Origin of the sequence: Novosphingobium sp. AP12 (genome assembly GCF_000281975.1) — a bacterium.
Taxonomy (GTDB): domain Bacteria; phylum Pseudomonadota; class Alphaproteobacteria; order Sphingomonadales; family Sphingomonadaceae; genus Novosphingobium.
In genome coordinates this window covers 23,979-50,968 of record NZ_AKKE01000040.1, presented here as the reverse complement: position 1 = coordinate 50,968, position 26,990 = coordinate 23,979, and the positions used below count along the sequence as shown (strand labels likewise).

Annotated in this window: 14 protein-coding genes; 9 read left to right on the top strand and 5 right to left on the bottom strand. The window is 64.5% G+C overall.

What is annotated here, in order from left to right:
• The first annotated feature begins 1 nt into the window (after window position 1).
• Window positions 2–3,295 carry an amidohydrolase family protein gene (locus PMI02_RS07905; RefSeq protein WP_162130151.1) on the top strand — a complete coding sequence of 1,098 codons (3,294 nt, stop codon included), beginning with the start codon at window positions 2–4 and terminating at the stop codon, window positions 3,293–3,295.
• 114 nt (window positions 3,296–3,409) lie between these two features.
• On the top strand, window positions 3,410–4,006 hold the full coding sequence (locus PMI02_RS07900) for an FMN-binding negative transcriptional regulator (RefSeq protein WP_007681247.1): 597 nt from the start codon (window positions 3,410–3,412) through the stop codon (window positions 4,004–4,006).
• 83 nt (window positions 4,007–4,089) lie between these two features.
• Here PMI02_RS07900 and PMI02_RS07895 read toward each other — a convergent pair whose 3' ends face one another.
• Together PMI02_RS07895 and PMI02_RS07890 are read right to left on the bottom strand one after the other, a co-directional pair.
• Window positions 4,090–6,786: a TonB-dependent receptor domain-containing protein gene (locus PMI02_RS07895; RefSeq protein ID WP_007681246.1), complete on the bottom strand. Its 2,697-nt coding sequence runs from the start codon at window positions 6,784–6,786 to the stop codon at window positions 4,090–4,092.
• A 411-nt stretch (window positions 6,787–7,197) separates the two neighbouring features.
• Entirely contained in the window at window positions 7,198–8,697 is a 1,500-nt protein-coding gene (locus PMI02_RS07890; RefSeq protein WP_157222432.1) for an aldehyde dehydrogenase family protein, read from the bottom strand.
• 119 nt (window positions 8,698–8,816) lie between these two features.
• Between PMI02_RS07890 and PMI02_RS07885 the strand changes: the two genes are divergently transcribed.
• Complete coding sequence (locus tag PMI02_RS07885) at window positions 8,817–9,269, top strand: GbsR/MarR family transcriptional regulator (protein ID WP_007681244.1); 453 nt, start codon at window positions 8,817–8,819, stop codon at window positions 9,267–9,269.
• Window positions 9,270–9,527: 258 nt separating this feature from the next.
• On the opposite strand, the gene PMI02_RS07880 is transcribed toward PMI02_RS07885, so the two are convergent.
• Genes PMI02_RS07880 through PMI02_RS07870 form a run of 3 tightly spaced genes read right to left on the bottom strand, consistent with a single transcriptional unit; the run spans window position 9,528 to window position 12,954 of the window.
• Window positions 9,528–10,784 (bottom strand): DUF3526 domain-containing protein, encoded by a 1,257-nt coding sequence (locus PMI02_RS07880; RefSeq protein WP_007681243.1) that lies wholly within the window; start codon window positions 10,782–10,784, stop codon window positions 9,528–9,530.
• Entirely contained in the window at window positions 10,781–12,220 is a 1,440-nt protein-coding gene (locus tag PMI02_RS07875) for a DUF3526 domain-containing protein (RefSeq protein ID WP_007681241.1), read from the bottom strand. Before PMI02_RS07875 ends, PMI02_RS07880 begins: the two co-directional genes overlap by 4 nt.
• Window positions 12,217–12,954: an ABC transporter ATP-binding protein gene (locus tag PMI02_RS07870; RefSeq protein WP_007681239.1), complete on the bottom strand. Its 738-nt coding sequence runs from the start codon at window positions 12,952–12,954 to the stop codon at window positions 12,217–12,219. The genes PMI02_RS07875 and PMI02_RS07870 overlap by 4 nt, the downstream gene beginning before the upstream one ends.
• Before the next feature lie 170 nt (window positions 12,955–13,124).
• Here PMI02_RS07870 and PMI02_RS07865 point away from each other — a divergent pair, with 170 nt between their 5' ends.
• The 6 genes from PMI02_RS07865 to PMI02_RS07835 all read left to right on the top strand — a co-directional run bounded on the left by PMI02_RS07865 (window position 13,125) and on the right by PMI02_RS07835 (window position 26,951).
• Complete coding sequence (locus PMI02_RS07865; RefSeq protein ID WP_007681237.1) at window positions 13,125–15,284, top strand: TonB-dependent siderophore receptor; 2,160 nt, start codon at window positions 13,125–13,127, stop codon at window positions 15,282–15,284.
• Between the two features lie 15 nt (window positions 15,285–15,299).
• Complete coding sequence (locus tag PMI02_RS07860) at window positions 15,300–17,096, top strand: M14 family metallopeptidase (RefSeq protein WP_007681235.1); 1,797 nt, start codon at window positions 15,300–15,302, stop codon at window positions 17,094–17,096.
• Window positions 17,097–17,741: 645 nt separating this feature from the next.
• Window positions 17,742–22,664: a hypothetical protein gene (locus PMI02_RS07855; RefSeq protein ID WP_036502853.1), complete on the top strand. Its 4,923-nt coding sequence runs from the start codon at window positions 17,742–17,744 to the stop codon at window positions 22,662–22,664.
• Window positions 22,665–23,288: 624 nt separating this feature from the next.
• On the top strand, window positions 23,289–24,884 hold the full coding sequence (locus PMI02_RS07845; RefSeq protein ID WP_007681221.1) for an alpha-amylase family glycosyl hydrolase: 1,596 nt from the start codon (window positions 23,289–23,291) through the stop codon (window positions 24,882–24,884).
• Window positions 24,885–24,897: 13 nt separating this feature from the next.
• Window positions 24,898–25,962 (top strand): glycosyltransferase family 4 protein, encoded by a 1,065-nt coding sequence (locus PMI02_RS07840; protein WP_007681219.1) that lies wholly within the window; start codon window positions 24,898–24,900, stop codon window positions 25,960–25,962.
• A 269-nt stretch (window positions 25,963–26,231) separates the two neighbouring features.
• The gene (locus PMI02_RS07835; RefSeq protein WP_007681213.1) at window positions 26,232–26,951 is read left to right on the top strand and encodes a DUF6875 domain-containing protein; all 720 of its coding nucleotides are present in this window, start codon (window positions 26,232–26,234) and stop codon (window positions 26,949–26,951) included.
• Window positions 26,952–26,990: the final 39 nt, after the last annotated feature.

Here is a 26,990-nt window from a genome sequence, read left to right as displayed (position 1 = left end):
AGTGAGCAAATGGTTGGCGCGTTCGGTGATCCTGGCATGCATGGCGCCGCTTCCCGCCGCCCCGGTGTTCGCGGACACGCTGCCGCCGCTGGCCGGGCGGGTGATCGAATACGATACCCGGGAAGTTACCTGGCCCGCGCTCGACCTCGCCCCCGACGGCAGGACCATCCTGTTCGACCTGCTCGGCGACATCTACGCGCTGCCGCCGGAAGGCGGGAAAGCACGCCCGGTGATGACCGGCGCCGCGTTCGACACCCAGCCGGTATTCTCGCCCGATGGCCGCCACATCGCCTTCGTCAGCGATCGCGACGGGCGCGAGAACCTGTGGATCGCCGATGCCGATGGCCGCAATGCCCGCCGCGTTTCGCGCGATGACAGCGGTGTGCCCCACTACAGTTCGCCGGCGTGGTCGCCCGACGGCAAAACGCTTTACATCTCGCGCATGATCTGGGGCGTGCTGGCGTTCGAGCTATGGTCGTTCGACGCGGCGAGCGGCGCCGGCGAGGTGCTGGTCAAGGCGCAGCCGAATGGTGACGATCCACACCCGCAGCGGCGCAACGCGATGGGCGTGGTCGCCTCTCCCGACGGCAAGAGCCTCTACTACGCCGCGAAGGCGGGGACGACCTGGACCAGCGGCCCGCTGCCGCACTGGACGATCGCGCGTCTCGATCTGGCCATGCGCCAGCAGCACGCGGTAGTGACGACGCCGGGCGGCGGCATGCGCCCCGTGCTGTCGCACGACGGACGCTGGCTGGCCTACGCGACACGCGAGGGCGACGAGACCGTGCTGCGCCTGCACGACCTTGCCAATGGCGCGGACCGGCTGTTGCATCGGCCGCTCGATCCGGATGGGCAGTCGGGCGGGTACTATGTCGACCTGCTGCCGCGTATGGTCTTTTCGGCCGACGACCGGAGCATCTACCTGGGGCTCGGCGGCGGCCTGAAGCGGCTCGACGTCGCCACTGGGGCGCTGGCGGACATTCCCTTCGAGGCGCATGTGCGGCACGAGATGGCGCCGGACCTGCGCCGCCAGCACCGGATCGACACTGGCCCGGTCCACGTCCGGGTGATCCAGACCCCGCGCCTTTCGCCCGATGGGCGGCAGTTGGTGTTCGGCGCCGTCGGCCGCCTCTACCTGGCCGCGAACCGCAAGGGCGCGAAGCCGCGCCGCCTCGACGTGCCCGGCGCCGCCTGGCAGCCCAGCTGGTCGGACGACGGGCGCTTCGTCACTTACGTCACCTGGACCGCGAAGGAGGGCGGCCACGTCTGGGTCGCGGCGGTCGACGGCAGGACCGCGCCGCGCCGGATCACCGCGCAGGCCGCCTATTATTCAGAGCCGCTGTTCCTCGCGGGGGGCCAGGACGTGGTCGCCTTTTCCGCCAGCCAGCACGACCGGCTCTACCGTTCGGCAGAGAGCCTCGGGCCGATGCCGTCCACGCTGGTGCGCCTGCCGGTGGACGGCGGCCCGATGACCTTGCTCGGCGATGTGGGCGCGGCGATGGACCTGCGCCGCGATGCCGATCCGGCGCGGGTGCGCTATTACGCGGACGGCTGGATTTCGTCGCATGCGATCGATCCCGCAGCGCCCGGCAAGGAGGCGGCGCGGCATCTGGTGAAGCTGGTCGCCCGGCCCGACAGCCAGTATTTCAACGCGCCCGCGCCGCTCAAGAACGCGCAGCTTGGCGCGGACGGCAGGACGGCGCTGGTGCGCTATGCCTCGCAGCTCTACCTCGTCCCGGTGCCGGAGGCGAAGCAGGGCGAGGCGCCGACCGTCACGGTCAGCGATCCAGCCTCGGGCGCGCGGCGGATCACGGCGATCGGCGCGGACTACATGGACTGGGCGCCCGGCATGCGCTCGCTCGTCTGGTCGGTGGGTTCGACGGTGCGGCAACTGGCGCTGAGCGCCACGACCGACGGCGCTCCCGCAGCCATCGAGAAGCGGGCGCGCAGCGTACCGATGGACGTGGCCCTGCCGCGCGACGTGCCGCGTGGCAGCCTGCTTCTGCGCGGGGCGCGGGTCGCCACGATGAAGGGCGACGAAGTCATCGACGACGCCGACCTTCTCGTCGTCGACAACCGCATCGCCGGGATCGGTCCGCGCGGGACCGTCAAGATCCCTCGCGGCACCGAAATGCGCGACGTGACGGGCAAGTTCATCGTGCCGGGCTTCATCGACTCCCATGCCCACTGGTTCGAGACGCGCCGCCGCATCCTTGACATCGGGCACTGGGATTTCGCCGCGAACCTGGCTTACGGGGTGACCGCCGGGCTCGACGTGCAGGCGTTCGACCCCGACGTGTTCGGTTATGCCGACATGATCGACGCCGGCCTGATGACCGGCCAGCGCGTCTTCTCGACCGGGGAAGGGGTGTTCCGCACCAGCCCGATGGCGAGCCGCGAGGACGCCATCGCCACGCTGCGGCGCTATTCGGACTACTACCGCACGCCGAACATCAAGCAGTACATGGTCGGCGACCGGGCCGAGCGGCGGCACCTGATCGAAGGCGCGCAGGCCCTCGGACTCATGCCGACGACCGAGGGGGCGAGCGATTACCGCCTCGACCTGACCCAGATGCTCGACGGTTATGCCGGCAACGAGCATAGCCTGCCGATCGCGCCGATCCACGACGACCTCATCCAGATGCTCGTGCGCTCGCGGATCTCCACGGTGCCGACGATGCTGGTGCTCTACGGCGCGCCGGGGCCGCTGGGGGCTATGACGGCCGGACACCAGCAGGATTTCGACGCCAAGCTGGGCCGCTTCGTGCCCGAGTTCGCCTTCGCCGCGAAACGCGATTCAGCGCAGTGGAACCGGGCGGACGGACAAGGCTTCGCCCGTTTCGCGCAGCAGGCGAGCGATATCGGCAGCGCCGGCGGCCTGCTCGGTGTCGGGGCGCACGGCATCGTGCAGGGGCTTACCTATCACTGGGAACTGGAGGCGATGGCGTCCGGCGGGGCCAGCCCCTCCCAAGTACTCCACGCAGCGACGATCGGTTCGGCGCAGGTGATCGGGCGGGTGCTGGATCTTGGCTCGATCGAGCCGGGCAAGCTGGCCGACCTGCTGGTGCTGGACAGGGACCCGCTGGCCGACATCCGCAACACGCGCTCACTCGAGTTCGTGATGCAGAACGGGCGCCTCTACGATGCCGCCACGCTCGACGAACAATGGCCGCGCCGCAGGCCTCACGAGGCGCAGTGGTTCGAAGGCATGACCAGCCGCGAGGTCGCGGCGGCGATGGCGACCGCCGCCGCCTTCGAGGAGGCCCAGAGCAACGGCGCCTCGTTCGAATATTGAGTTGGTCCGCTGGTCCCGCAGGTTTTGGCAAGACTGGCCCTTGAGACGGGCCAGTCTATGACCCACTGCATGCTTGGCGCGGCATCCATTGCCGCGTGGATGAGGAGCAGCGCGTTGAACGAATTATTCGCGGCCTATGGCCCGCAGGACGTCCGGTTCCTGATCGAGCAGTACCCGCTCGCCTGGGTGCAGTCCTGTGCCGATGGAGATGAGGTTCAGTCGGCCCTGCTGCCTCTCGTCGGCGAATACGACGAGCAAGGAAAGCTCGTCGCGCTGATCGGGCACATGGCGCGGCACAACCCCTTGCATGACGCGCTGCGAGGCGATCACCGCGCAAGCATTCTCTTCACCGGGCCGCAGGGCTACGTCTCGCCCGAACACGCGGGTCTTCGCGACTGGGCGCCGACCTGGAACTACGTGCAGCTGCGTGTCGCGGCTGACCTTCATTTCGACGATGCGCTGACCGGGCCCGCCCTCGAAATCCTGATCGACGAGATGGAGCGTGCCCGCGCCGTTCCGTGGTCCAAGGAAGAACTCGGCGAGCGCTATTCCCGCCTGGCCGGAGCGATCATCGGCTTCCGTGCCGAGATTCGCTCGTGCGCGGGGATATTCAAGCTGGGCCAGGACGAGCGCCCCGAGGTGCTCGCCCATATCCTCGCCTCGCATCCCGATCCGGTGATGGTGGAATGGATGCACCGCTTCAATCCCTGACTGCTCCGGCACCATGACCGAGCAGCCATGAAAAAGGCGGCGGGTGTGAACCCGCCGCCTTTCGTTTGTCCTGGATGGGGGCCTCAGAACTCGAGGCGCACACCCGCGGTCATGTAGCGACCGATCACGTCGTAGTAGGGCGAGAAGGTCGAGTAGAGCGGGGGGTTCTTGTCGAACAGGTTCGACACGTTGCCGTAAAGCTCGAAGTGCTTGTCGCCGTCGCCGAACGGAACCTTCTGGCTCACCTGCAGATCGAAGTAGGTGTAAGCCGGGATGCGGTTGTTGGTCAGCGCCGTGGCGGTGCGGTTCCAGTATCCCGACGAGATGTAGCGCGCCCGGACGAGGCCGCTGAAGCCGTCGCTGGCATAGCCGACCGAGGCGTTGGCGCGGATGCGGGGCACGCCGTTGACGAAGGCATAGCCTTGCGACTTCACGTATTCGACCTTGGTGATGCCGTCGTCGGTGGTGAAGTGGTTCACCCAGGTCCCAACGAGGCGGAAGGTGAAGCGGCCGTTCGCCTCGTTGTTCACCGGCATCGTATAGGCCACTTCGGCATCGACGCCGTCAGTCTTGAATTCCGACAGGTTGACCGAGGACGAGGCGACGCTGGTGATGCGGTCATCGCTGTTGCGGGTGATGTAGTCGCACAGGCTGGTATTGCCGCCGTTGCAGCGGTCGATCAGCACCTGAGCGCTGATGCTGGTGATGACGTCCTTGATCGCGATGTTGAAGTAATCGATCGAGGCGGTCAGCCCGCGCAGCGGCGCGGTGGTGATGCCGGCCGTCCAGGTGTCCGACTTCTCAGGCATCAGCGCGGAATTGCCACCACCGTAGACGACCACGCTGCGGCTGCCGTCGGCCGTGTGCTGCGGATCCACGATGTTGACGTTGCTGACCGTCTGGTTGGTGTAGAGCTCGCTCACGTTGGGCGCGCGGATGTCGCGCGAACGGGTGACGCGGCCGATCACGCCGGGCAGGAACTCGTTGGTGGCGCCCAGCTTCCACGACCATACCGTGCCGCTGGTGCTGTAATCCGATGCGCGCACGGCGCCGTTAAGCTCCAGCTTGCGGAGTACGGGCACGTCCTTGATCACCGGCACGACGACTTCGGCGAAAGCCTCCTTGACGTCGTACTTGCCGCTCAGCGAGCTGAACCGGAACGTGCTGAAGGCCCTGGCGGCATCGAGTTCGCCCACCTTCGACACGGTCGAGAGGTTGCGCCCTTCCGCGCCGATCGCGATCGAGACCGGCCCGGCAGGCAGGTCGAACGGCTCGCCGCGCAGCGAGACGCCGTAGGTGTCAAGCTTGTTCAGGCTGTTCAGGCGCGGGGTGCCGGTGACGTAGTCGATCGCTGCCTGCGAAGGTGCGCCTTCGCCGAACAGGTCGATCGCCACGCAGCCCGCCGCACGCGAGCGGCACACCGCCTGGCCGGTGGTCGGGTCGATCACCGAGTCCACCGCGTTGGCGAAGTTCTGGGTGATCAGGAACCCTGGCGTGTTGATCTTGTTGCGGTACTGGCCGTGGCTGTAATAGGCCCCGTAGCGCCAGCGTCCGTCACCGAAGCTGCCGTCGAGGGCAAGCGTGCCCTGGATGCTGCGGCGGTCGAGGTTGATGGTGCTGTACGACAGGTCCGCGTTGTAGCGGGCCATCGTGAAGCTGGTCTGCCCGGCAGCGGCCAACGCCTGCTTGATGCTGTCGTTCAGGAAGGCATTGTCGGACTTGATGGTGACGCTGCTCGTGTGGTCGCCGAACCAGGTGTAGCTGTTGTAGTAGCGCGAATAGCGCAGGTCGGCGCTCAGCTTGAGCGTATCGGTCAGCTCGAACGACGCCTTGGCCATCACGGCGTAGCGCTTCTGCGGCGTGATCAGCGGGCTGCGCTCGTCGTCAGACGGGCCTTCGCCGCCGACCATGTTGGTGCCGACGATCCTGCCGAGGTCGGGTGTGCGCAGGCTGCCGTCGGGGTTGAAGCCGTAGCCCTTGAGCGCGCCCGAGGTGATGTAGCCGCCGATCAACTGGGTGGCGAGGCCGACATCGGGCGTCAGCGCGTTGCTGATGGTGGCGAAGCGGCCGGTGTTCTCGCGGTCGGTCTTCTTGAGGATGCCCTTGTTGTCGACGAACTCGCCGCCGATCACGAAGTGGCCGCGGCCATCCGCGAAGCGGGTGCCGTACTTGCCCTCGAACTTGACCTGCTGCGCATCCCCGCGCGAGGAGATCCCGCCTTCTGCGCCGAGGCGCACGCCTTCGTAATCGCTGTCGATGATCATGTTGACCACGCCCGCGACCGCGTCCGAGCCCCAGGCTGCCGAGGCGCCGCCGGTGACGATATCCACGCTCTTGACCATGATCGAGGGCACGGTGTTGAGGTCATTGTCGCTGACGAGACGGCGGCCGTCGACGAGGACGAGCGAGCGCGTCTCACCCAGGCCGCGGATGTTGATCGGGAAGCGACCCGCCTGGGCATTGGTGCCCGAGGTCTGCGGGGACTGCGAAGCCTTGAATTGCGGCAGGTCGGCGAGCGCGGCTCCGATGTTGGTGCGGCTCACGACCTCGAGGTCTTCCTGCGTCATGTGGAGCAGGGGGGTCGGCGATTCGTACCCGGGGCGGTCGATGCGCGAGCCGGTGACGACGATGTCGCCCGGCGCGGAAGCGGCGGTCTCTGCCTCACCGGCGGCTGATTGCGCGCCGGTCTGGGCAAGGGCGGGAGCAGCCCATACGCTCACGGCAATGAGCGCGGTGCTAGCCAGAATAGAACGGCGGCGCGCCCTAAGAAGCTTGTCCATCAATTAAATCCCTGATTCACGGTCGCCCTCATTGTGGTGAGCGATCTGATACGGCCTTGCGGGCCCGGCGGGGAGATGAAGCAAACACCCGGTCCAGCGGAACATCCACTTTCGGGAAGTTGAGGGGACCAATGGTCGGCCTATGACTTGCGATAGTCCAAGGCATCGTCGCAAGCCGGGCCAAAGCCACTCATCAATGGCGTCTGACGCATGTCGTTGCGGACGTTGACGAAACACGTGAGTTCGATGAACACGCCGTAGCTCTCGTCAGGGTGGAGAGTGCTGCCCGGCGGCAGTGTGGCGACCCCTCGATCGCCCGCTTCGCATGTGCATCATCAATTTATGAAGAACACCGGATACCGCCCCGTCGGATGAAGGTTGCCTCGACCATGATCGAGGCAACCCGCTCGCTCACACCGGGTAAGCGATCACTTTCGTTTCGAGATATTCCTCGATCCCCTCGATGCCCCAGGCGCGGCCAACGCCGCTGTGCTTGTAGCCGCCGAAGGGCAGGTCGCCGTTGATCGGGGTGCCGCCGTTCACCCCCACGGTGCCGGTGCGGATCGACTTCGCGACCCTCAGCGCGCGCTCGCGGTCGCCCGACCAGACGCCGCCGGACAGGCCGTAGATGCTGTCGTTGGCGATGCGGATCGCATCCTCGTCGTCATCGAAGGGGATGACGACGAGGACCGGGCCGAAGATTTCCTCCTGCGCGATCCGCATGTCGTTGGTGACGTCGACGAAGCAGGTCGGCTCGATGAACCAGCCGTCGCCCTTGTCGGGGCGCAGGTTCCCGCCCGCCAGCAGCGTGGCGCCTTCCTCGACCCCCAGGTCGACGTAGCCCTTCACGCGCATCATCTGCTTTTGCGAAACCACCGGGCCCATCGAGCAGGCCGGGTCGTCGAAATGGCCCCACTTGTCGGCGAAGGCATCGTAGGCGGCCTTGAGGATCTGCTTGGCCTCCTCGTAGCGGCTGCGGGGCACGAGCAGGCGCGACTGGACGGCGCATCCCTGGCCCGCGTGGAACACGAGGATGGACTGCGCCACGATCTGGGCGAAATTCGGTTCGTCCTCGAGCACGACGTTGGCGGACTTGCCGCCCAGTTCCAGGAACGCGCGCTTCATGGTTTCCGCGCCCTGCCTGACGATGTGCTTGCCGATCGCGGTCGAGCCGGTGAAGGTAATGATGTCCACGCGCGGATCGGTGACGAGCAGTTCGCCCGCCTCGGCCGGATCGCTCGCGGTGATGACGTTGAGCACGCCGGCGGGGAAACCCGCCTCGGCGGCGAGTTCGCCGAAGATCGCGCCGGCCAGCGGGGTGTCTGGCGCCGGCTTGAGGATCACGGTGCAGCCCGCGAGCAGGGCGGAGACCACCTTTTCGGCATTGACGTAGAGCGGGAAGTTCCACGGCGTGATCGCGGCGGCGACGCCGATCGCCTCGTAGTGCGCGGTCCGCTGGCTCTTGCCGAACGAGGTCTCGCGAACTCCGTAGTCCTTCTCCCACTGAAGCTCGGGGTACACGTCCATGAGGTCGCGCCAACTGTTCAGGCAATTGGCGACCTGGGCGCGATTGACCGCCACGAGCGGCGCCCCGACCTCATGCCGGGCGATGTCGACCAGACGGTCGCGATTGACTTCGAAGAGATCGTAGAGCCTGCGCACGAGGGTGAAGCGCTTCTCGTGGTTGCTGGACCAGTCGGTGGTATCGAAGGCCCGGCGCGCGGCGGCGATCGCCTGCTCGACGTCGAGGGTGCCGGCATCGGCGGCGATGCCGACGGGCTTGCCGGTCCATGGGCCGATATTGTCGTAAGTGCGATCGCCCTCGGCACGGCGGAGGACGCCGTCTATGTAGAGCAATCCTTCGGGAAGAACGGCGGCGGTGGACAGTTCTGTGGCAAGGGGAGCAGGCATTTTTTCTTCATCCCAAAACAGTTTGACGGTTGAGCGGGTGAAGCTTTGCGCTAGCGCAGCCATCGCTTGATTCTCTCCGCTAATTTCGTATATTTACATTATGGGAAATATTGTCAATCATGCAGACTGACGAACAGCGCCGGTTCCTCGACGAGTTCGCGACCCTTCTCGCGGGGTGGAACATGCCTGCCAACGCTGCGCGGGTTTATGGATTCCTTCTGTTCCAGAGCGATCCGGCGAGCCTCGACGACATCGCCGAGCAATTGGAGATCAGCAAGAGCAACGCCTGCAAGGCGGCCAAGCTGCTCGAAACCGCAGGCCACTGCCGGCGGGTGGGTGAGCGGGGCACCAAGCGCGTACTTTACGTCGCTCGCGAGGATTTCGGCACGCCCTTCCTGCTGCGCACCGCGTCGCTGGGGTCATTAGGCCGGCTGATGACGGCACGCGGACCGAAGGTAGCCGAAGGGCCCGCCGCCGAGCGCATGGAGCGGCTCGCCAGCTTCTACGAGACGATGCAGAGCGCGATGGAAGGGATCATAGATACCGATACCGCCCGGGCCGAGGAAAGCTGAGGCCAGAAACATCATCGGGAGGGTCAAACCAGGCAGGGCAAAATTGCAAGTCCAGGACCATAAAGACATCATCCCGGTGGTATGGGTCGCCGAACGGCAAGAATGTCGTTCTCCCGCGATGTGAACGAAGGAGCTGGTTGAGGGAGCCTATTTAGGCTCGGTAAGGTCTGCGTTCAGGGCGGTATTCCTAGCGGGGCAGGGTGCGTACCGCAGCTCGAAAAACAGAACACGCCGTCCCCCTTACCCTTTTACAGGTTTTCAGGATTCTTCGTCGAATTGCGGAGCGCGCTCGAAATCCGCCTTGCCGAAAGGGCGGTCTCGAAAGAGATAGCCGTAGTAGAACTCGCGAAGGCGCCGGTGATAGTCGTGGATGTGGTCGCGATGGGCGAGCTGAGCGGCGAGGTCGGTCCGCGCCATGCTTGTCAGCAGTGTCTGCACACCGATCGAAGGTAGCACCCAGCCGAGTCCACGTGCGATACGGTCGCGACTTTCGAGGCCCCGTCGATACTCGCGAACCTTGTCCGAAACGCTCTCGTCACCGACCTGGTGGAAAGCGAAATACCATTTGTAGTGGAACGCGGCGCCCAGCGGCGCGGAATTGGCCCACTGAGGGTGGCTGGCGTAGAAGCGGCCCATCGTCTTTTCGCGCGGGATGTCCCAGGCGTGGTTGACCGCCTCGCGCTGGGCAAGGGCGATCTCGGCGCCCTGCTCCAGCGGGACCGCGCGGTTGATCGCGACGTGGCCGAGCGTCGGCAGGACGAGCACGAGCACCAGCCAGAGCGCGGCCAGGCTTGCTGCATTGGCGACGCTGCTCCAGCGAAGGCGCCCGATTAGAACGGAAAGGCCAGCCCAGAACAGCAGGTAGGCCAGAATCAGCAATAGGATCGCGAGGATCGCGGTTATCTCCACGCCTGAGATCGCGGCGGCAACGGCAAAGGGTACGCCGAGCACGGCCCAGAGCAGCGCGAGGCGAAGCCATGTGCGGCGCCGCCATAGCGCCGCGCCGCCATTCGGCAATGCCGCCAAGGTACGCCAGCGCCCGGCCTCGCGCTCGCCCGAAATCAGGTCGTGGCACAAGGCGATGACGAAGAGCGGGGCGAGGAAAACCAGAACGAAGGCGAAGTCGAAGCGGCCGGGTAGGGCCAGTTCAGGATTGAAGGTGTCGCCGTCGTATATCTGTGCCTCCAGCCCTAGCGCCCGTACGCGCAGGATGTAGGGTGCGACGTCGCGCATCCCCAGCGCCGCGAAGGCCAGTGGGGAAGGCGTGTCCCAGGTAGGGTGGAAACTGTAATAGCCGGCGCTCCCGGCATCCTTGTCCTTGTCGACCCAGGCTGCGATGGCACCGATATCCTCGGCCTGTGCGACTGGAATGGCGGCAATAGCAGCGCGCTGGCGAGAGATTTCGGCCATTCCGGCGGCGAGTGCAGCCATGGTCAGCACCGTGAGCAGGCCGAGCGCGATGACTGCAAGGCGCTGGCGCAGCAGCAGGCGGGCTTCATGCATCCATAAAATCATCGACGCTCTCCCATGCGGCGGGTGGCGAAGGCGAGCAGGGCTGCGGCCAGCCCAAGCCAACCCAGGATCACGAAAAGTCCGGGGAGGGCACGCGCCGCGAGCGCTGTGCCGCCGGGCGCGTGATAGGTGAAGTCGGGCATGGCTTCCCAGTTTCTCGCGCCGACACGCTTGCGGCGATCGGCGCCCGCATCGGTGGCGGTGTCGTCGGCATAGGTGACGCCGTCGGCTTGCATCCGGTTGAGCCGTTGCACCAGGTCGTAGCGATAGGCTTCCGCCTGCTCGAGGAAGCCGCGATGGGCCGCGAAGTCGGTGCCTGCCGCCGCCATCGACAGCGAGCGCAGCGCGATCGCCGGGCTGACCACGCCCACGGCGCGGACCATGGCGTTCTGGGTCTCCTGCGCGGCATGGCTTGCGCCGCTGTAGCGGTCGAACAGGGCGGAGGTTATCCGCTCGCCCTCGATCGCCAGCAGGCCCTTGTAGTTGACCGGCAGGTCTTCCACCCGCGTTACGCCGTAGCGCTGCAGAACCGATCGCTTGAACGCGGAGAAGTGGGGATCGTCGGGGTCGTGGGCATCGCCGAGCCTGCGCAAGTCGCGGGCGATGGCCACCTCAGTCTGGAGGCGGTTCTTTAGCGGCACGGCCACACTCGCCGCGTCAGGCGCGACACGCGGCAGCAGGACCACGCTCACGGCCCAGATCGCGACAAGCGTTAGGAGCGCGTCTCGGCTGCGGCAGGCCGACGCGGAAACGAGGACGATGACGGTGACCCACAAAAGCAGCCATGTACCATAGCCCAGCACGATCGCGGCCGTCGGCAGTATCGCCGCGCCGGATGTCGCCGTCAGCACCACGAGGCCCAGGAACGCGGGCAGCGCTACCAGCAGGGCAACCATGCCAAGCGCGCGCAGCTTGCCGCGTACGATTGCCCCGCGCGTCGCGCCCTGCATCATCAGCACGCGCAAGGTGCCACGTTCGGTCTCGCGCGCTATGGCGCCATAGCCAAGAAAGATCAGCAGGAGCGGCGCTACCGTCTGTAGCACGAAGGCGGGGGTCAACTGGCCGAAGCGTATCAGCAGCGTGCTCTGGTTTACGTCGCCGAAGTTCGCGGTGTTCTGCTGGTGGCCTTCGAGAAACATCGAATTGCCGGTGAAGGCATCGACACCGGGGTCGAAGGTGGCAAGCGCGCCAAGCGGACGGAAGATGAAGGTGCCGTAGTGAACCATGCGGTGCGGGTGCCGGTCAGGCTGTGCGTCGAAGGCCCGTTCAGCCGCATGCTGATGGCGGGCGCGCAAGTCCTCGATCCCGCGCTGGTGCGACCAGGAACTTGCCACCGCTACCAGCGTAAGCAATACCAGCAGGGCGGAGGCGATCACGGCCACGCGGTTGCGGCGCATCAGCCGCAATTCGTCGCGCGCGATGAGGGCGGCTGCGTTCATGCCGCCAGTCCCTTTGCGGGTGCCGCGAAGCGGGCGTGCAGCGCGCGCACATCGAAACGCTCTGGCCCTTGGGCGGCTACGTCCTGGACGATGCGACCGCATTCGAGGAAGCAGATGCGATCGGAGATATGGGCGGCGCCGAGCAGGTCGTGCGTCACCATCAACACCGCCGTGCCGCGCCCGCGCACCGCAAGGACGAGCGCGTTGAAGTCAGCCGTAGCGCGCGGGTCGAGGCCGGAGGTCGGCTCGTCGAGCAGCAGCACCGGCACTTCGCGCAACAGGGCGACGGCGATGGCGACCTTCTGGCGCATGCCCTTCGAAAAGGCGCCGAGGCGCTGGTCCCATCCGCGCTCCTGCAGTCCGGCGGCAGCGAAAGCCGCGGCGATGGCCGCGCGATCCTGTTTCCCGCCCGAAAGCGCCAGCAGGTACTGTGCGTTCTCCACGGCGGTCAGGTGCTCGTACAGCGCGACGTTTTCGGGGAGATAGGCGATGTGGCGACGGGCCTCGTCGGGGGCGGTGCGGGGATCGATACCGCAGACCGAGACACGACCCGAACTCGCCTTCACGAAGCCGAGCAGAGCCGAGAGCGTGGTCGATTTGCCCGCGCCGTTTCCGCCGAGGAGGGCCGTGACGCTGCCCGCCGGCGCGGACAGGGAGAGTCCGGCCAGAACCTGGTGGTTGCCGTAAGTCACGGCAAGGTCGTCGATCAAGATGGGAGTCAGGGCTTCGGTCATGATGTTTCCCGATCATTGCTGAAAACGAGGGATTTCTGCGGATTTCGCGCGTTCCTGCCCCAATCAATGATATGATGCAACATATCATTGACGGCCCGCTTTCGACCTGACAGAAGCCCGGCCCTATCGAGGGGCAGCGCCCTTCGCGGCATATTCATCGTGGGGATCGCATGCTTCGTTTTGCCAAAGACCGCTGGCTGCTGGCCGGAACTCTGCCATTCGCCATGGCGCTGGCGTCGTTCGGCGAAGCCGGTGCCGAAGAGGTGGGGTTCGAGGCCGAGGAGGGCAGCGAAGCGATCACGGTGACAGGTGTGCGCCAGGCCTATCGCGGCAACTTCACGGTCTCCGAAATTCCGCAATCGATCGCCGAGATCGACGCGGAGACGCTGGAGCAGAATGGCATCCAGCGTCTGACCGACGCGCTCGACCTCAATGCATCGGTCGTACGGCAGAACACGCTCGGCGGCCTGGGGGATTCCTTTGCGATCCGCGGTTTCGCAGGGGATGAGAACATGCCGAGCGGCTACCTCGTCAACGGGTTCAACGGCGGGCGGGGTTTTGGCGGCCAGCGCGATGCAGCCGGGATTGAGAGGATCGAAGTGCTGAAAGGCCCCGCCGCGGCGCTGATCGGGCGCGGCGAGCCCGGCGGTACGGTCAACCTGGTGACCAAGCAGGCCGAACTCGGCCGCACATTCGGCAGCGCTTCGATCCAGTACGGTAGCTGGGGCCGGGTGCGCGGCGAGGCGGACGTCAACGTCGCACTGACCGGCGGCCTTACCGCGCGCCTGATCGGCTATGCCGAGGACGGCGATACGTTCCGCGATCTCGTCCACCAGACACGGTGGGGCTTCCTCCCTTCGATCGGCCTGGCGCTGGGGCCTGATACGCGGCTGACGTACGACTTCGAGAAGACCCGCGTGGAAGTGCCTTTCGATCGCGGGATCGTCGTGCTGGATGGCAATTTCGACACTGTGCCGCGTTCGCGCTTCCTGGGTGAGCCGGGTGACGGCGATACGGTGGCGCGCGCCGCCGGGCACCAGATGCGCCTGCAGCATGAATTCAGCGATCGCTGGAGCCTGCTGGTCGGCGGCAGCATCCGCGACACGCTGCTCACCGGTTCCTCATCGGACGCCGAGACGATCGCCTCGCGCCAGGCGCTCTACAGCGACGGCCGCTCGCTTTCGCGCCAGCGCCGCTCGCGCCGGTACGATGCCAATCACAAGGTCATCCGAGCCGAACTTGCAGGCGAACTCGAAACCGGTGCGCTACGCCATCGCGTGCTCATCGGTGCCGACCATGACGAGTTCAGTTATATGAATTATTTCACCCGCTATCGTCCGCCGACGCTCGCCTCGAACCCGACCGAGAAGCAGGGCAATGTCGTCGACATCATCGATCCGGTCTACGGCCGTTTTCCGCTGCCGACCACATCCGTCATCACGGACCGCACCGACCGCCAGCGCGCGACCGGCGCCTACGTGCAGGACCAGATCACGATCACCGAACGGCTGCAGGTCCGCATCGGCGGGCGGTACGACCGGTTGACGCTGGAGACCGACAATCGCCTGAGCGGCGTGAGCAGCCGCCGCAAACACAGCCGCTTCAGTCCGCAGGCGGGTGTGGTCTACAGGCCGGGCGATCCGCTGACCGTCTTTGCCGCCTATGGGCAGGGTTTCCGCGCCAATGTCGGCACCGATGTGAACGGAGTGATCTTCGACCCGGAGACCAGCGAATCGATCGAGGTGGGGCTGAAGCTCTCCTTGCTGGGCGGCGCCCTCAACGGAACGCTGGCGGCATTCCAGTTGACCAAGGCGAATGTGCTGGCCACCGACCCCAACTCTCCCGGCTATTCACTGGCCATTGGCAAGGCTCGCAGCCGGGGCGTCGAGTTCGACCTGAACGGCCGCCTGCCGGGCCGCATCGACGTGCTGGTCAGCTATGCCTACGTGGATGCCGAGGCGCGCTCGAGTATGCTCGACCCGAACTACTCGTTTCAGATCAGCCCCGGCGATCCGCTCATCAACATCCCCAAGCACAACCTCAACCTGCAGGTCGCCAAGGCTTTCGCCATCGGAGGCCGCGAGGCGCAGATCGGCGCGGGGATGCAGCATGTCGGCAAGCGATCGGGCGAGACGGGCACCGAGTTCATGCTGCCCTCGCACACGCTGTTCCGCCTGTTCGGCAAGGTGGAGGTGATGGAGCATCTCGAACTGTTCGGATCGATCACCAACCTGTTCGACGAACACTGGTACGCAAACAGCTATTCGCCCTTGTGGGTACAGCCCGGCACGCCGCGCACCGGCACCGCCGGCCTGCGCGCCCGGTTCTGAGCGCAAGAAAGATCGATGCTGAAGTTCGTAGCCATCACCGTGGCCGTCGCCACGGCAACCACCACTTATGCGGCAGAGCCGTCACCGCCTGCCGTGCTGCCGCCTGCGCTTGCGTGGTCGGGGGCGAGCGAGAAGCTGGTCGTTCCGGCAGGCGACCCTTGGATCACTCCGGCCGAGGCCGCCGGCTTCCGCACCACGCCGCGCTATGATGAAGTGCGCGGCTGGCTAGATAAACTCGTCCAGGCCTCGCCGCTGATCCATGTGGAGAGCTTCGGCAAGACCGGCGAAGGCCGAGATCTGCTGATGGTGCGTGCCAGCAAGGGCGGCTCCGGCAAGCCCGTCGTGCTCGTGCAGGCAGGCATTCATGCGGGGGAGATCGACGGCAAGGACGCGGGCCTCATGCTTCTGCGCGACATCGCGATGCGCGGCAAGCAGGGTCTGCTCGACAAGGTCGATCTGATTTTCGTGCCGATCCTCAACATCGACGGCCACGAGCGGGCAAGCCCGTGGAACTTCCTCCATGTGCGCGGCCCGGAGGCCAAGGGCACCGAAGGCAACGCGCGCGGCATCAATCTCAATCGAGACTACGCCAAGCTCGATACGCCCGAGGTGCGCGCCATGGTGGCACTGCTGCGGCGGCTGGACCCGGCGCTCTACATCGACTGCCACGTCAGCGGCGGCTTCGACATGCAATACGACGTGACGTACACCTATGCCGGGTGGGGCAAATATGCGCGCCACCGCGCCACCGCGCTCTGGCTGGAGCAGCGTTTCGGCCCCAGCGTGAAGGCGGCACTGACCCGCGCCGGGCACGAGCCGGCCATCTATCCCAGCCCGGTCGATACACGCGATCCGACCAAGGGCATCCGCTACAGTCCTGAAGGTCCGCGCTACTCGACAGGCTATGGCGATTTCATCGGGGTGCCGACGGTGCTGGTCGAAAACCACATGCTCAAGCCCTATCGCCAGCGCGTGCTGGGCACCTACGTGCTGCTGGAGGCCGCGCTGAAGCTGGCGGCGCAGGATGCCGGCCGCATCGCCGAAGCCAAGACGATCGACCGCGCCGATCGCCCCGTGCAACTGCTTACGCGGTGGACACCCGCACAGCAGCCTATCGGCTGGCTGGACAGGTTCAAGGGGGTCGCCTTCGAGACTTATCCCTCCCCCGCGACCGGCCGGATGGAGCAGCGTTTCACTGGCAGGAGGATCACTTTCCGGATGCCGATCATCGGCCAGGACGCGGTCGAATCCGTGCGGCTGCCCCAGGCGTGGCTGATCCCGGCGGCCCAGACGGAAGTGATCGAGAAACTGCGCCTCCACGGGATCGACCTTGAAACTCTTCCCGAGGATCGCACGCTGCCGGTCGATAGGGTGCGTCTTCACGACGTGAAGCTCGCTTCCGCTCGTGACGGGCGCATTCCGGTGGAGGCGCGCTTTACGCATGAGTTGGCCGAGGCGACCATCCCCGCTGGCACCATGCGCGTTCCCGCCGATCAGCCGCTCGGCTTGCTCGCGGCAGCGCTGCTGGAGCCGGAAAGCCAGGACAGCTTCCTTGCCTGGGGCCTGTTCCCCGAAGTGTTGACCGCGACGGCCGGAACCGAGGATTTCGTGATGGCGCCTATCCTTGATGCCTTGTTGGCGTCCGATGCAAACGTGCGTGGGGACTTCGACCGCAAGCTAGCCGCCGATCCCGCATTTGTAAAAGACGCCGGCGCGAGAATGAGATGGCTGGCTGCGAAACTGCCACATCGCCGCGCCGTCGGTCAGACCTATCCGGTAGAACGGGAGATGCTCCCGAGCAGCCACGAGTGAGCCGCTAACACTCTGGCTGGATGGATATCATATAGATTGCGATGAATACTTGGTTTCAAGTGCAAGATTGTTCAAAGCAGTCATGATGAAAACAGCTGCCCCCTTTTTACTGCGGTTTGAATAAAACGCAGGATGCCCAGTACCTGGTTGGCAACCGGCGTTCGCGGAACGCCAGCCAATGTTCGCAGAATGCCATTTTGGAGGTAATAAACTAACAGTCAGTTTCGGGCCTGCGCAGCTAGTCAGTGCCGAGAACTGGCGAAGGATCGTCTGCGATCGGGTTACATGAATCCGACAGAGTAAATTACAAGTACCGTCATGTTGCCGAGGGGCTGTTTCATAAATCGCTATATGTGATGTAATCCAGTGCCTTTGGTGGTAACCTGAATACTAACTAAAAATCTCGGATGCTGATTTCTATAATTTTATTTTGTTTCACTAACAGGTAGGGTTCCGCATTCTCAATGCGAGAAAGCTCGGTTGGGGTGCGGTCATCATCCATAGATAACGGGTCGCTCATCGCAAGATGGGAGCGAATATGCTGCTGAGCTTTTGCCATGGATACATCGGCCGCGCGCGCCGGTATTCGCGCGCGTGGTAGATTCGTCATCCTCGACCATGGGGAGCGGGCGGCGGATTTTCCGTGTGCTTGTCATCCTGATTGCGGGCCTGGGCCTCGTCGCCGCCGTGGCTGCGTTCGTGCGTAGCCTGGATTGGGCCGCAGCAGAGCATCGCGACAACTACGAGCAACTCGACATCGTCGGACGCTCGCTGGAGTCGTGGCCGACGACGGTGCAGAGCCTTGCAAGGGCCAATCTCCTGCGTGACCGTCTGCAGGCCCCGCCGCGGGGGCTGATCCAGACCAAAAAGAACTGGAAGGCGGCGGCGCGCCTGGATCATCCCGATATCGGCATGATCCAGCTCCTCTACAGCGTCGGTCCCTATCCACCTCCCGCTTCCGGGGCCCTGAAACCGACCCGCAGTGATCCGCAGACGGCATTGGTGCGCAGGGAGAATCCCGAACTGGTCTCGATGCAGACGCTGTATCAGGATCGGCAGCCAGAACCCGGGCCTGTGCCGGAGGCCGCTAACTGCACTGCCGAAACACCCCTGTCCGTATTCTTCGACCGCGGATCCGATCAGCTGCGAATGACCGGCAATCTCAGCATGGATGAGTTGTGGCAGCTCGATCAGGAGATCGAACTCGACGCCAAACAGGTGAAGGCTCCCGGAGGGAAAGGCTATGCCGCATTGGTGGACGAAGTCGATCCTAGCAAGCTTTTCGGTGGGTTCGACGCCAACCTTTATCCTGGGGATGACAGGCGCTCTCCCAAACCTCTCCCGCCGGTCTTTTGCTACGAGTTGTCCATTCCGCTGCAGAAGATCGCACCGCTCAACAGCAACACGCCTACTTTCCGGGACGTGGTGGTCGTAGGCGCTGACGGACGGGTGATCTCCTCGCTCGGCACCGCGCGGCTTCCCGTGCGGGACCTGGGCGACATCGTGCCCACCAACGCCGAGTACCGCGCGTTGGTCACCAAGCTGCTCCAGGCGGCAGCCAAGAGCAAGGAAAGCGATCCCCAGCAGTCGGAACTGGTCTTCCGGCAGCAGGTGCTGGAAACGCAGCGTTCGGCCAAGCCGCTGGAAGTGACGGTGGCGGGGGAATCCTACGTCGCGTATTTCCGGCCAGTAAAATTCCCCGAGGGCTGGACCGCGCCCGACTGCATGCGGGACAAGGGCGGCTGGCAGTCCGCCGAGGCATCCACGACGGAGACCTCCAGCGTTCTCGTCGCCGGCTCCACGTGCCTGCTCATCGGTCTCGTGCCGCAGCGCGAATTGCAGGCGCGGCTGTTCCGTCTGTCGCCCGATCTGCTGACGGCGGTGACGATGCTGCTTGTATTTGCCGTGCTGTTGATGCCGGCCATCAAGCTGCGCTTTCTCGGCCCGGCAGGGGACATGAGCGTGGCGGAAGTCGCCACCGCCGTCTTCGGCGTGGTCGCTGCGGTCGCGCTTGTGACGCTGGCGGGATTGACCATGCTCGACATGCTGAGATTCCGCGCGCAGTCGGAAGCGAGATTGGTGCATGTATCGCGCACATTGGCAAAGAACTTCGGTGCCGAACTGCGGGAAGCGATAAACAACCCGATCTGGATACCCGTATCCGCGACTCCTCGCTTCTCGGATCGTCCCACGATTCCGCGCGCAGGGCAGACGAGGTACGGTACGCTGAAGTGCAAATTCCCGGATGGGAGTATCGTCGAACCGTCGGTGCCCTATCCGGCGGCAGCTAAGCGGAATGCGCCTACTTTTGGCGAATGGGGAAGGCCTGACGATTATTCTCTGAGGACCATATCGTTGTCGCCTGATGCGTCATCGAACAGTTCGCTCATGAGATGGCCAGTCCGCGAGGGTGTGTTCGCTTTCGGAGAACTGGGGAGGGCGTTCCCCGGCTATTCGGCACTTGCCTATCGTTGCAACGCGGGCGCAAGATCGATCCTCGCCGAACGCGACTATTTCCGACGCGCCATGCAAGGCGTGGCGGATGGTAGATTACCCGATGGAAGAGGCGCGGCAGACAAAGGAAATTCGTCCGAGCGGAGCTGCTCGCATCTGACGGGACTACACATTGAACCTCAATACACGATCGGTGCGGTCCGTGCGCAGACCGATGGCGCCGCGAAGGTCATCGTGGTCAACCGTTTTTCGCTCGAGGGTCGCAACGGCGCCGCCTACCTGAAGTCTTGCTCTCCGATCGAACCTGGGTCGGATGCCGTGTCCAAGGCTTCGGACGCTCGCGCGGCGGGCAACAAGGCTGTGACCGCTGCCCACGCAACGGAAATCCCGATAGGTCCGCGCTCCGGCGTGATCCTGCAGTTGATGACCTCGCGCACGTTTCTCGCGCCAGTCTTGCCGAGGTCGTTCAGCTTCATTGTCGTGGATGGCTCCGACCCGCAGTTGCCCTACCTGTTCGCGTCGGGAACATACGAGATCGGCAGCACATCGCTCAGGAACGCCTTGCAGTCGAGTGCGAGCCTCGCCGTGATCAGCGACGCGGCCGCCACACCTGACTGGGACGCAGCTGCCGGTCCCCTAAGCCAAAAGGACAAGGACAAGGACAAGGAGGATGGCTTAAACGCGCCCCTGAGCTTCACAGCCCAGTTCGCGGGTACGGACCAGCAGTTCGTAGCCAGGAAACTTCGCGGCACGCCATGGGTGCTGATCGTCTACAGGCCCGTCAACGAACTGGACCAGCAGCTTGCGGGAACGGCTGGAATGGCGGCCGGACTGTGGTTCGGGGCGATTCTCATCGCGTTCGGATTGATGGCAACTCTATGCGCTGCAGTGTATTGGCTGCATCATTGGAAGCAGGTTCCGACGTCGCCTGAACCGTTTCCCGGAACGCGCGCCCGGCTCTGGCTTTGGCCAAGGCCCGGTACCGCCCGCGTCATGCTACAGGCGTCTTTGGGGATACTGGCTTTCTCCATTGCCGCCTCCATTGCTGCGGAGCTCTGCGTCTGGTTGTTTGGCACGCCAAGAGTGCGGGCCCTTGTCGCCATCTTCGTGCCCGCGTTGTCAGTGACAGGCGCGATATTGTGGCTGGGGACGAAAGGCCGCGCAGAACGGCAGGAAGAGGCGGCTCGCGACCCGAACCACATGTCCCCGAAGGCGCTTCTGCCGGCGGACGAATGGGGATTTGCGGCCATGTCCGCCGCCCTGCTCATCGCTTGCGGCGCCGTCCCTGCGTATGCCTGCTGGGTGGACGCCCACGAAGATGCGCGGAGCATCGACGCACAAGCAGAGATCGCGCACCTCAAGTCAGCTTGGACGGCCAATCGCATGGCGCTCGAGGCCATCGGAATGACATTGGGCGTCAAGGATGAGCAACCGATGGGCGATCGCCCCAGTTCGCTCCAATGGCCGGGGCTTTACGGTTTTCAACCGGATGCGCGGGTGGAAACGGAAACGAATTTGCAGGAGCATACCGGGTCGGCGACGGTGCTGCGCAAATGGCTCGGTCCCGTTGGCGATCGTTCGGTTTACGGATGTAAAAAAGAGGGCGGAGGCCTTGAGAAGCTGGCGGCCCCGCTGACGCTCGCGTTCTGCGTGAAGCCGGGTTCCGAAGGCATGAGTGACGATCTTATCGGACTGGTCGACGCAGACCGACCCTGGGGCAACGTATGGCGACCGAGCATCCTGGGCGGAGTGCTGGTGCTCTTCGGGCTCGTCTGGGCGGTGTATGCTTGCTGCAAGGGCATGAACCGCGCCTTGTTCGGCTTTGGCATTCCGCTGGACGCAGTCACTCATCCCGACATTCAGTTCAAGGATGGCAAGCCCGATCTGCCCGAGCGCGCGGTGGTCCTCAATGGGCCGTTGGCGTTGATGATCGACTTGCTGGGAAGCGACGAACCGCTCGATATTTCTCGGGCTGAAAGCAAGTCCTGGCACGTTCGTGAAGAAATCGAAAATCAGTTGGAGCGGATAAAGGAAGGCGGGACGGTCGTCGTCGTCGGCCTCGACATCGCGCTCAAGGACGCGGTAGTGCGCGCCCAGGCCCTGACAACCCTCGAACGATTTTCGAAGGCTGCCGAGGACAGCTGGAAGCGCGGCGAGTCCGGGCGGCTCGTCGTCATGACCGACCTCTCTCCGCTCGACCGCATCCTGCGCGCCTACGAACGTGAGCAGAGCGAAGGCCGCCGGTCCACCGACACCCCGGGGAACGCGGCGATCTCGCGCACCGAGCAGATGCGATGGAGCAAGCTGTTCGAGGACTTCAAGACGTGCACGCTCCCCGTGAGGGAAAAGTTCAATTGGACGGAAAAGGAGAAAGGCGAAATCCGAGACCGTCTGAACGCATGCGCGAACGAAGGGGCACCCAAGCCCGAGCGATTTGGCAAGGATCAGATCCAAGGCATCATGGAATTGATGTCGGAGGTCAGGTATCTCCCGGAAGACGTGCTCCATTCGCTCATCGCGCCGGGTGACCGGCCTTCCTCCAGCATCTGGCCGGACTTGAAGGAGCGTGGAGATATAAAGCAATATCCCATTGAGACGAGCGTCTATCATTCGGTCTACTTCGAGGCGCTCCTCGCCTGGGCGAAAAGCGTGCGGCCTGCCACGCCTGCCGCCGCGCGGGACTATCTGCGCGGAGAGGTGATCGAACATTACCAGCACCTGTGGGCGGCGTCGTCTCATGCCGAGCGTGTCCTGCTCGTCAACCTGGCCCGCCGGAAGGTGATCAATATCGAGGCCGCTCTTGCAATCCGCTCGCTGATCCGCCGCCGCCTAGTGGTGCTCGATCCTGCACCGCGCATCGTCAACGGCAGCTTCGCCCTGTTCATCAGGCAGGCGGAAAAGCCTGACACCGTGCGCAGCTGGCGCCGGGAGCAGCCGCAGGGCGCATGGGAGAAGATCGCCCGCCCTCTCGGCTATCTGCTGCCGATTGCGATCGTAATCCTGGCAGCGCTGGCGCTTATGGCAGGGGAAAGCCTCGCGAACGTGCTGCCGATCGTTCTCGGGGCCGGCCCGGCACTGCTGGCCACCATACTGCCCGGCCGTCGCCCGGCGTAAGGTGGCGTGGCGCCTCGGGCAGGCGTTTTCCGACTAGGCCGGATCGGCGTCACCGAATTCCGGAAACAGGGCTTCGATTTCGGATCGCAAGTCCTCCGGACCAGGCAGGAGCCCATGATGGTCAAGCAGGCCCTTTATCAATAGCGCCCTGTGCGGCCCCACGCCGGGCAGGGCCTCCAATCCAGGAAGTTCCGGATCGCCGATACGTGCAGCGACATCGCCTAGCGTAATCAATCCCGAGGCTTTCAAAATCTGCCGAAGTCCCGGCGGTAGCACCGATTGGGACAGGGGCAGATCGCGGTCAGTCGCGGCGGGATCGGCCCTGCTCAGCTTCGTCTGTGACGCCTTTGCCCGTGTCAACGCCCTGCGGATGTGGCTCAGCTGGCTACTCGTGAGAGCGAGGGCCCGACCTATTTCGCGATAGGAGATGCCGTCAGCTCGCATGTTCCTGGCTTGATCCAGGTTCAAGTGGGCCTGTTCGGACGGACTAAGCATCGATCATCATCTGCATTCCGAACTACACGCACGGCGCACGCCCCTGCAAGCCATGCTCTGCATCAGCGTGCATTCTGGTGGACTCATCAAGCGGAACTACCGGCCCCACCGCGCTTTGTGAGCCACATGATGGAGGAAACGCGGAGACCCTGGTGGGAAACAGGGGTGATCTACCAGATTTATCCCCGCTCGTTCCAGGATTCCAATGGCGACGGGGTCGGGGATCTGTCGGGCATCGAGGCACGCCTCGACTACGTCGCATCGCTCGGGGTGGATGCGATCTGGCTATCGCCCATATTCCCATCGCCAATGGCGGACTTCGGCTACGACGTGGCTGATTACTGCGGGGTCGAGCCGGTCTTTGGCGACTTTGCCGCTTTCGACGAGCTGATCTCCGCGGTCCATGCCCGAGGGCTCAAGCTCCTGCTGGACTTCGTGCCGAACCACACCTCCGACCAGCACGCCTGGTTCGCCGAGAGCCGATCCTCGCGGAGCAATCCAAAGCGCGACTGGTACATCTGGCGCGATCCTGCTCCGGGCGGCGGTGTTCCGAACAACTGGATCAGCGACTTCGGCGGATCCTCCTGGGAGTGGGACGAGGCGACTGGGCAGTATTATCTGCATGCCTTCCTCAAGGAGCAGCCCGACCTCAACTGGCGCAACCCCGAAGTTCGCGAGGCCATGAGCAACGTCTTGCGCTTCTGGCTGGACCGAGGGGTCGATGGCTTCCGCATCGATGTCCTGTGGCATATCGTGAAGCATGAGGCACTGCCGGACAATCCGCTCAACCCGGCCTGGACGCCCCTCATTACCGAGCGGGATCGTCTGCTTCAGGTCTATTCGACGGACCAGCCGGAAGCCCACTCTATTTCCGCCGAAATGCGCGCCTTGGCCGATAGCTACGGAGACCGTGTTCTTGTCGGCGAGATATTCCTGCCCAACGAGCGCCATGCGCGCTGGTATGGGACGCCGGACCGGCCGCAGGTGCACCTGCCCTTCAACTTTCAGCTGGTCGAAAGCCCGTGGGACGCGGCGCATCTGCACGGCATGATAGAGGCGTACGAGGCTTCGCTTCCCGCGCATGGATGGCCGAACTGGGTTATCGGGAGCCACGATGCACCGCGCATCGCCGCCCGCATCGGCGAGGCTCAGGCGCGCGTGGCGGCCATGTTGCTGTTGACGTTGCGCGGAACGCCGACGCTCTATCAAGGCGACGAGATCGGCATCGGGAAAGTCACCATACCGCCGGAGCGGATGCGCGATCCTCAGCACTTCCGGCAACCTGCGCTCGACATCGGGCGCGACCGCTCGCGTACGCCGATGCCGTGGGACGACAGTCCCAACGCCGGCTTCAGCACCAATGAACCGTGGCTGCCCCTGAACGACGACTGGCGCAGCCGCAACGTCGCGGCGCAGGACGCCGACCCGGCATCGATGCTCAACTTCTATCGCCTGCTGCTCGGTCTGCGCCGTTCGCAGGCCGCTTTGTCGGTCGGATCGTTCAGGCTGCTGGATGGCGGCCCCGACGTGCTGTGTTATCTGCGGGAGCATCAAGGCGAAAAGCTGGCGATAATTCTGAACTTGAGCTCCGAGCCGCGAAGTTGCGAACTTGAAGAGGGCGGGGCCGTCGACGGCGTTCTCGCGTCGACTTTGTCCGCGCGGCCGTTCGACGGCACACTGCTCCCCGACGAAGGATTGATCCTGCGTCTTGAGCCGGAACACTGACGTGCGAGTTGCAATGCTCGCTCCTATAGCTTGGCGGACTCCCCCGCGGCATTACGGACCGTGGGAACTGGTCACCAGCCTGCTCACCGAGGCCCTGGTTGCGCGCGGCGTGGAAGTGACCCTGTTCGCCACGCTCGACAGCATGACTTCAGGCCGGCTCGATGGCGTGGTTCCCGCCCCCTATGGCGAAGATCCGGCGATCGATGCGAAGGTCTGGGAGTATCGCCACATTGCGCACCTGTTCGAACGGGCGGGCGACTTCGACATCATCCACAACCAGGCGGATTTCCCGGCCCATGCGTTTTGCCGCATGATCGACACGCCGATGGTGACTACGATCCACGGCTTCTCGTCCGAGCGTATCCTGCCCATGTACGAAGCGTTCCAAGACACGGTGCACTACGTAGCGATCAGTGCCGCGGACCGTCACCCGCGATTGCGCTACGCCGCCACCATTCATCACGGTATCGATCTCGAGGCGTTCGCTTTCGACCCGATCGGATCGGACGACCTGCTGTTCTTCGGCCGCGTCCATCCCGACAAGGGCGTTCGGGAGGCTCTCGAGGTCTCGAAAGCGTCGGGGCGGCGGCTGAACCTTCACGGGATCGTGCAGGACGAAGGTTACTTCCACCGCGAGGTAGAGCCTCGGCTGGACGATCGTTTCGCTCGGTTCCACGGCCCTGCGGGCGGGCTGGCTCGTATTCAGGCTCTCGGCGGAGCGCGGGCGCTGCTTCATCTCGTCAACTTCGACGAACCGTTCGGCCTTTCCGTCATCGAGGCGATGGCCTGCGGGACCCCCGTGATCGCCACGCGCCGCGGGTCGATGCTCGAGATCATCGAGGACGGCGTTAACGGATTTCTCGTCGACAATGTCGAGGACGCCGTCGCGGCAGTGGCCAGAGCCGGAGAACTCGACCGGCGAGCCGTGCGTCGCAGCATAGAGCGCCGCTTCAGCGCCGGACGCATGGCGCAGGAGTACCTCGCCCTGTATCGATCGATCATCGCAGGGCACGAGCGTTCCCGGCCCGGGTTGTTCGACGGGGATGACCGCAGCGTTCTCGACCCAGCCGCAATATAGCTCTCAGCTTGCGGCGGAATGTTGAGCCGTGCGGACCGGGAGGGATGGCTCAAACCCGGCGGATTCAAGGGTTTCCGACCGTATCTTGCCAGTGATAAAGACACGTGGGGGAGAGGGCTTGCCCAGACACTGGTGCGCTTATTCAGGGGCGCAAGGACGGTGAGAAAAAGTGTTAATCCGAATGTCCGTTATGATTTCTACGCATTCGGAGGTCCTATCCTCTCCTGATTTGTATGACCGATCCGGTGTCAGGCTATCATGGAGAAGGCATGCGAGACGAAACCTTCGGCGCCGGTCCCCGCGTCTGGTGCGAAGACGGCCTGTTTTCCTCCTTGCGGACCGTAGACGAAGTCATGCGCGAGACGGACGCTCCGGGCGGTTCCGTGACTCGGCAGGCCCTGATTTCCATTTGCAAGTATGTCCTGGATTTCCTGCGTGCGGGACATCCCGATCTCGGACGCACGGGCCCCGTATGCCCGTTCGCGGCCGGTGCCACGAAGAAGGGGATGCTTCAGATCGCGCTTTGCGACCGCGAAGAGATAGACGAGCGGGACTTGCTACAGGGCATCGACACCGTCCGGTCCTATTTCCCCGAGTTCGACGATCCCGTGGGGCATGAGGAGGAAATGTACCGCGCGGTCATCGTCGTATTCTCCCACCTGCCGGCAAGAGCCGGTGCCGAGTTGATCGAGCGGGTGCAGAAACAGCTCAAGCCCATGTTCGTCGGCCAGGGCCTCATGATCGGAGAGTTCTACCCCGACTGCCCGGCCTCAGGCGTCCACAACCCCGATTTTCGCGCCTTGCAGGCACCTGTCATTAGTTTGGCGATCCGGCGCATGACGGTTTTCGATGCTCCGTTCATGCTGAGTGACCCGCGTTGCCTGGAGAATTATCTGCAGCGTTTCGGCCAGGCTGCACATAGCCGGGTCGAGGCGCTCGGCCACACTTCTGCGGCCAGGATAAATGCAGCGAACCCCGCAAGCGCGTAACCTGGCGCGCCGAGGGGACGAATTGGCAGCCCCGATCTT

Bases quoted from the DNA above. Each gene is read 5' to 3' on its own strand.
- PMI02_RS07865 (WP_007681237.1), top strand. From the start codon at position 13,125: ATGCTTCGTTTTGCCAAAGACCGCTGGCTGCTGGCCGGAACTCTGCCA.
- PMI02_RS07860 (WP_007681235.1), top strand. From the start codon at position 15,300: ATGCTGAAGTTCGTAGCCATCACCGTGGCCGTCGCCACGGCAACCACC.
- PMI02_RS07845 (WP_007681221.1), top strand. From the start codon at position 23,289: ATGGAGGAAACGCGGAGACCCTGGTGGGAAACAGGGGTGATCTACCAG.
- PMI02_RS07890 (WP_157222432.1), bottom strand. From the start codon at position 8,697: ATGCCTGCTCCCCTTGCCACAGAACTGTCCACCGCCGCCGTTCTTCCC.
- PMI02_RS07895 (WP_007681246.1), bottom strand. From the start codon at position 6,786: ATGGACAAGCTTCTTAGGGCGCGCCGCCGTTCTATTCTGGCTAGCACC.
- PMI02_RS07840 (WP_007681219.1), top strand. From the start codon at position 24,898: ATGCTCGCTCCTATAGCTTGGCGGACTCCCCCGCGGCATTACGGACCG.
- PMI02_RS07875 (WP_007681241.1), bottom strand. From the start codon at position 12,220: ATGAACGCAGCCGCCCTCATCGCGCGCGACGAATTGCGGCTGATGCGC.
- PMI02_RS07885 (WP_007681244.1), top strand. From the start codon at position 8,817: ATGCAGACTGACGAACAGCGCCGGTTCCTCGACGAGTTCGCGACCCTT.
- PMI02_RS07880 (WP_007681243.1), bottom strand. From the start codon at position 10,784: ATGATTTTATGGATGCATGAAGCCCGCCTGCTGCTGCGCCAGCGCCTT.
- PMI02_RS07870 (WP_007681239.1), bottom strand. From the start codon at position 12,954: ATGACCGAAGCCCTGACTCCCATCTTGATCGACGACCTTGCCGTGACT.
- PMI02_RS07835 (WP_007681213.1), top strand. From the start codon at position 26,232: ATGCGAGACGAAACCTTCGGCGCCGGTCCCCGCGTCTGGTGCGAAGAC.